6 protein-coding genes and 1 pseudogene are annotated in these 5158 nt (G+C 36.7%); all 7 read right to left on the bottom strand.

Annotated features, from left to right (window positions below; all coding sequences use genetic code 11):
* The coding region (gene tet, locus DF281_RS14160; protein WP_109350907.1) for a Tet(L)/Tet(K)/Tet(45) family tetracycline efflux MFS transporter at positions 1-1151 on the bottom strand (1151 nt) is incomplete at its 3' end.
* Positions 1152-1184: 33 nt separating this feature from the next.
* Positions 1185-1247: a tetracycline resistance efflux system leader peptide gene (locus DF281_RS15140; protein ID WP_013762478.1), complete on the bottom strand. Its 63-nt coding sequence runs from the start codon at positions 1245-1247 to the stop codon at positions 1185-1187.
* A gap of 115 nt (positions 1248-1362) precedes the next feature.
* Positions 1363-1578 carry a hypothetical protein gene (locus tag DF281_RS14150; protein ID WP_039043706.1) on the bottom strand — a complete coding sequence of 72 codons (216 nt, stop codon included), beginning with the start codon at positions 1576-1578 and terminating at the stop codon, positions 1363-1365.
* 19 nt (positions 1579-1597) lie between these two features.
* The gene (locus tag DF281_RS14145; RefSeq protein WP_012290103.1) at positions 1598-2254 is read right to left on the bottom strand and encodes a replication protein; all 657 of its coding nucleotides are present in this window, start codon (positions 2252-2254) and stop codon (positions 1598-1600) included.
* A gap of 73 nt (positions 2255-2327) precedes the next feature.
* A complete protein-coding gene (locus DF281_RS14140; RefSeq protein ID WP_012477453.1) occupies positions 2328-2498 on the bottom strand; it encodes a hypothetical protein in 171 nt (56 codons plus the stop codon).
* Positions 2499-2964: 466 nt separating this feature from the next.
* A complete protein-coding gene (mobV, locus tag DF281_RS14135) occupies positions 2965-4269 on the bottom strand; it encodes a MobV family relaxase (RefSeq protein ID WP_039043705.1) in 1305 nt (434 codons plus the stop codon).
* 530 nt (positions 4270-4799) lie between these two features.
* Positions 4800-5158 (bottom strand): annotated as a pseudogene (locus DF281_RS14130) (tetracycline efflux MFS transporter Tet(L)); the annotation flags it as partial.

Raw genomic sequence — 5158 nt, 5'->3', positions numbered from 1 at the left:
GCACCAGCTTCCTTTTGTTTCAAACTACTTGAAACAATTGTAGATATAACTGTTTTGGTGAATGACAGCCCACCAAAAACAAAAACTAATATAATTGTCAGTAACCATGGTGTTACTTCTAAAAAAAAGGCAGCAATTAAAAAGCTAACGGAAAGAAATGTAACTCCAATGGTTAACACGTACAATGGACCTTTTCTATCAACAAGTAATCCACCAATGTAACCGAAGATAATAACGCTCATTGCTCCAGGGAAAATAATCACACTGCCAATTGCAGCAGTACTTAGTTGATGTACATCTTTCATCATGTAAGGAACCATAGAGATAAACCCTGCTACTGTACCAAATATAAGTCCTCCACAAAGGACACCAATTATAAAAGAAATATTTTTCCCCAGTGCAGGTTCAACAAAAGGTTCTGTTACTTTCCTAATATGTTTTACAAATATCAGGAATGACAGAATACTGATGATCAGAAAAGAAATGTTATAAGATGTTGTAAACAGCATAAAAAATACAATGCCCACTGACATTAGTATAATTCCTACAATATCAAAATGACCTTTTATCCTTACTTCTTTTTTCAACAATTTAATAAGGAACGGAACAGTGATAATTGTCATCATTGGAATGAGCAGAAGATAAGACCAATGGATAAAATGAGCTATCATTCCACCAATAGCTGGACCGATACCTTCTCCCATAGCTACTATGGAGCCAATAAGACCAAACGCTTTACCCCTATTTTCCTTTGGAATATAGCGCGCAACTACAACCATCACGAGTGCTGGAAATGCAGCTGCACCAGCTCCTTGAATAAATCGAGCCAGAATAAGTATGGGAAAAAAAGAATGTCCAACAAACCCAATTACCGATCCGAAGCAATTTATTATAATCCCAAATAGGAGTAACCTTTTAATGCCTAGCTGATCAGATAGCTTTCCATATAGAGCTGTTCCAATAGAAAAGGTTAACATAAAGGCTGTGTTCACCCAGTTTGTACTCGCCGGTGATTTATTAAAATCATTTGCAATATCAGGTAATGAGACGTTCAAAACCATTTCATTTAATACGCTAAAAAAAGATAGAACGCAAAGCCAAATTAAAATTTGGTTGTGTCGTAAATTTGATTGTGAATAAGACGTATTCACATTTCGCCCTCCAATAATGAGGGTAGACGCAGTTTATAGGGCTAATGATACGTTTCCCTCTTTTAATTGAACCCTGTTACATTCATTGCACTTCATAATTAATGCCTCCTAATCTTGATTGAAACATTTTACCACATACAGACTAAGTTTTAAATTCAGTTTTCATCACTTATTCCGTTAAATGGCCCGTTTGTTGAACATCTTTTGTATCTCAATAAACCACATGAACTAAAACCGATCCATCATCAAAAACAGAAATTTGAACAGGTTGATAATCAACTTCGTCAAAATAGCAAATATGATTTTCGTCTAATTGCTCACGGCCACCTTCACGATAGCTTTTGCCATAACGTTTTCTAAAATATTGTTTTGCTTCCAACACTGTTTTAAAATCAGGAAAATTCGCCTCATCTTCTCTAGTAATCATTCAATCTACCTCCTTTTTGTCATTTTAATTCGCCTGTTTCTTTGTCGAAATCGCTTCGACCATATTTCCGTTCTTGATAAACAGCATCGAAATACAATCTAATCAATCCAGTATGCGACCGCAAAACAGAGTTTATTATCTTCATGCTAGGCAAATTATGTTCAGCCCCACGAGTTTTAACAAATCTCCTTAACTCACGAATGTTTGCTAGTCCATTTTCATCAATCAAATCACAGACATCATTCAACATGTCGTCTTTGTCTTCGGCATCAAGCGTTATGTACCGATCAATATCAAAGTTGTTCAGCAGCTTAATGTCTTTCTTGTCATACACACGTTTCTTTTTAGCAATAGCATCTTTTGATTCATGAGTTAAATACAGATATATATTCTCCATGCTTTGAACTACAATTTGAACCATAGAAACACTCTTATCGCCCAAAATTTGTCTTACTTTTTTACGCACACTATCAGTGGTTACTGGATTTTTTGCTACATAAATTACATGATAGTGAGCCTTTTTATATTTTTGCCCTTCAACATCACTTAAATCTTTATCATGAAGTGGACTAATTGCAATCGGCAAACCAATTGATTCTAATTTCATTTCCCAATCTTCAGGGATAGATTCGGGGTATAATAAAAACGTGAAGTATCTTGCTTTATCTTTAGCCATAATGATATATTCACCTTACAAAAATGAGTTGTAAATTGAGCGTACCTTTCGCAGAGGCGCTCTTTTTTTATGCTCATTGATGCCCCTTCTTATGATTTTCTACAACATCATTCATATATCTCCGCACATCATAAGTCACAATTTTCCCTTGCTCCAACAAAGCTTGCTTATATTCAAAATACAACTCTTTGGGAATACGGATCGTTACACTTTGCATTTCTTCTTTTTCATTTTTTTGAGCCATAACAAAACCTTCTTTCTCATGTTTTTTTATTAGTATATAACATTATTCGGATGGAGTAAAGCATTACAGGGAAATACAAATTTCCGAAATTCAGCTGAAAAGTCGCTGAAAAGTCGCTGAAAAGTCGCCGAGAACTCGCCCACCACAAACCCTTGTCCCACCTGGCTTCGTGCGGCTTTTTCGCTGAAATTGGCACTCGGCACTTAAAGGGGGGGTCGTAGTAGCCCCCCCTTTTTCCCTCTCTCCTCGTAAAATCTAGTTCGAAATCCAGTTCATAAAAAGCAAAAAAAGCCCTTAAAAAACACAGGGCTTTTCTAAAAATCTAAAACCATATTTCTAATTACTTTAAAAACGCTCACAAGCCTTTTTAAGCCGCATTGCTTAAAAAACCACACAAACCCTAGCAAACTACTTCAAAAGCTCTTAAAAACGATTTTGAAGAGAAATAAGGGCATTCTAAGATCAATTACAACTCCATGCCACTAGATCTGCTTTTCGTTTTCTTCTGTTGCTGCCGCTGCTGAGAAAGTTCTTTGTTTTTCTCCACCAGCCAATCCATCGAGAAATCTGCTTCTTTAGCCCGTTTTATAAATTTCTCTAAAAACAATTTAATTTTACCAATCGCTTTTTCAAGTCGATTTTGTGGAATCGTCTTTTCTTCTTTATTTTCTTCGAGGATCTCCAGCCAGTTTTCTCCCTCTTCTTTATTCTTTGGCATACGGTCATTCTCTAAATTATGAAGCACTAACCGGCCTTGAAATTCTAACGTACTAATCTGAAGATCGGGCTCTTTTTCTTCCAAAATACTTTTATAAACAATTGCATTTTCTGTTTGTCGATCTCGCTCTTTTTGCAACAATGTAATTTCTCTACCAAAATCAATATTTCGATAGCGAAGATGTTCGTTATCTTCCTCGAAATTTTTCACATTTACTTTTAAATTTTTAATTTCTTCAACAGCTTTTGATTTGTATTTATCAAATCGTTGTTGAATTCTAATACTCGAATTCGATAACTCTTTCATTTTCTCGTAGCGTTCCGCTGGCAACATAACTACTTCTTTTTTATTAAAGACTCCAACAGTTTTCTTCTCAACTTCTCGCTCAATACTTTTCAAAACTTTTTGCGGATATTTAAAACTCTTAAATTCGTTAGCCATTTCCTCTTTCTGCTGTTCAATCTCCGCTGAATATTTTTTCAGCGAATGAATATTTTCAATCCCGATCGTCTTATCATTTAAAATTCCTTCTTGATAAATTTCAGGGATTCGCTCTTTCAAGTGTCTATCTAAATCAGTGTGAAAACTTTTCAATTCCGATCTCGTCAGCACTTCTTTCGCTGATACTTTTTCACGCTCTTTTTTCTCATCCCAAACAACCGGAACAAAATCAAAATGCATGTGAGGGGTTGTTTCATCATTGTGGACATTCGCTGAAACGACGTTCTCCTGTCCTCCATAACGATCTGTAAGAAATTCGTATGTTTCCTCAAAGAATTTCCTCTGATACTCAACAGATTCATTGTGAAGCGATTCAGGCAGTGTGACGATCCACTCACAGCACACCTTTACATCTTTCCGATTCATGCAATAAACTTCACTCAATCTTTCGTCCATGCGGGAAAGTGTATCTCCGTCTTTTTCGCATAAATCATAGTTCAGATGTGTACGCTCTGTATCAATATTTTTGTTGGAATGGTTTTCTGTTTTTCGGTCTAAGTGAATTGACAAGCCTTGCATATTTCCTTTAGTGAATTTCTGAACGTGCGCCATCTCGTACACCTCCATTTGAGAAGAGAATAACACATCAGGCGAGAGGAGCCAAAACCATTTGGTATAACACGGTATACCAGAATTCTTCTGGACGTGCTCTGCGAGGCGAAAAGCAAGGGAGCAAAAACCGCTCCCCCAAATTCAAAAGCAAAAGAAAAGATCATGGGCTTTGCCCAAACCCACGAGGGAAAAGTTTCCCCTCGACCCCCTCCAAAAAGCTCCCCCAACCCCCTCACTTTTTGAGGGGGCTCCCTCGCCGGTTGGCAGGTCAAAAGGTGTTGCCTTTTGACGAGCCAAGAGGGTTCGGGTGTAGCAAAATTGTCAACTCCTTAAATTCCTTTCGCTGTCGCTTCAGTCAGACATTTACCGTTGACAATTGCCACGTATTTTCTTCTGCAGAAAGTTTCACTTTTAGCCGAAGAAAATAAAAAGAGGTGGCAAATTTGCCACCTCTTAAAAATTTTCTGATCTTCAACAATCGCGCCCGATTGCTTAAGAAAGCTAGAAGTCATTTAATTTATCTCTGGTATTCAACTTTTAAATTGAATTTGTCTTCGTTTATATACATTCAAGGTGATCAGCCAACTAGTAACAACGACTCCTGTAAAAAGGAATAGCATATTACTATACAAATAAGTGGATTGATCAAGGTCCATAGGTAGCAACTTCTGATTCAGTAAGCGTACAGATAATAAACCACCAACAATTGCAATACCTATTCCCTCTGATAAAAAACTGGTAAAATTAAGCAAACTCATTCCGGCACCAGCTTCCTTTTGTTTCAAACTACTTGAAACAATTGTAGATATAACTGTTTTGGTGAATGACAGCCCACCAAAAACAAAAACTAATATAATTGTCAGTAACCATGGTGTTACTTCTAAAAAAA

It is taken from the genome of Kurthia zopfii (genome assembly GCF_003143955.1).
GTDB lineage: Bacteria > Bacillota > Bacilli > Bacillales_A > Planococcaceae > Kurthia > Kurthia zopfii.
The sequence above is the reverse complement of the archived record's forward strand: the minus strand, read 5'-3'. Positions and strand labels throughout refer to the sequence as shown.

What these genes read in the sequence shown, in the direction of transcription:
- DF281_RS14150 (WP_039043706.1), bottom strand. Translation starts at nt 1,578, where the DNA reads ATGATTACTAGAGAAGATGAGGCGAATTTTCCTGATTTTAAAACAGTG.
- DF281_RS14145 (WP_012290103.1), bottom strand. Translation starts at nt 2,254, where the DNA reads ATGGCTAAAGATAAAGCAAGATACTTCACGTTTTTATTATACCCCGAA.
- DF281_RS14140 (WP_012477453.1), bottom strand. Translation starts at nt 2,498, where the DNA reads ATGGCTCAAAAAAATGAAAAAGAAGAAATGCAAAGTGTAACGATCCGT.
- mobV (WP_039043705.1), bottom strand. Translation starts at nt 4,269, where the DNA reads ATGGCGCACGTTCAGAAATTCACTAAAGGAAATATGCAAGGCTTGTCA.